At 41.3% G+C, this 1040-nt stretch carries 1 protein-coding gene; it reads left to right on the plus strand.

Annotated elements, in window-relative coordinates:
- Nucleotides 1-861: reverse transcriptase domain-containing protein (locus HT723_RS04085; RefSeq protein WP_172934697.1), on the plus strand; the 861-nt coding region annotated here is incomplete at its 5' end.
- Nucleotides 862-1040 lie beyond the last annotated feature (179 nt).

Below are 1040 nucleotides of genomic sequence, written 5' to 3' on the forward strand. Positions count from 1 at the left end.
CTAGAGAAATTTTTCGATAGGGTTCCTCAAGATAGATTGATGTCCTTAGTACATAACATTATCGAAGACGGAGATAGGGAATCCTTGATTCGTAAGTATCTTCATTCAGGTGTTATCATTAATGGTCAACGTCATAAAACGCTAGTTGGTACACCACAGGGAGGAAATGTATCTCCTCTCTTATCTAATATCATGCTTAATGAATTGGACAAGGAATTAGAAAAGAGGGGACTTCGATTTGTGCGCTACGCAGATGATTGTGTGATGACGGTCGGAAGCGAGGCAGCCGCTAAGCGTGTGATGTATTTAGTCAGTCGTTTTATTGAGAAACGGCTAGGTTTGAAAGTAAATATGACCAAGACTAAGATTACCAGACCAAGAGAGCTGAAATACTTAGGTTTTGGGTTCTGGAAATCATCAGATGGTTGGAAAAGTCGTCCCCATCAAGATAGTGTTCGGAGATTTAAGCTTAAATTGAAGAAACTAACACAGAGGAAATGGAGTATAGACCTAACAAGACGTATTGAGCAACTGAATTTGTCCATTCGAGGATGGATAAACTATTTCTCATTGGGAAATATGAAAAGTATTGTCACCAGCATAGATGAGCGCTTGCGTACTCGCCTACGAGTGATTATCTGGAAGCAATGGAAGAAGAAATCGAGACGATTATGGGGATTGCTTAAGTTAGGAGTTCCTAAATGGATAGCAGATAAGGTATCTGGCTGGGGCGACCATTATCAATTAGTAGCTCAGAAGTCGGTACTTAAACGTGCTATATCAAAACCAGTCCTTGAAAAACGAGGACTGGTTTCGTGTTTGGATTATTACCTTGAACGACATGCGTTAAAAGTTAGTTGAACCGCCGTATGCCGAACGGCACGTACGGTGGTGTGAGAGAGGCTAGAGATTATCCCCTACTCGATTGATACTCTTCGAAAATCTCTTCAAACCACGTCAGCTTCACCTTGCCGTAGGTATGGTTACTGACTTCGTCAGTTTCATCTACAACCTCAAAACTATGTTTTGAGCTGACTTCG

Origin of the sequence: Streptococcus sp. 2106 (assembly GCF_013277315.1) — a bacterium.
In the GTDB taxonomy this organism is placed as follows: Bacteria; Bacillota; Bacilli; order Lactobacillales; family Streptococcaceae; genus Streptococcus; species Streptococcus pseudopneumoniae.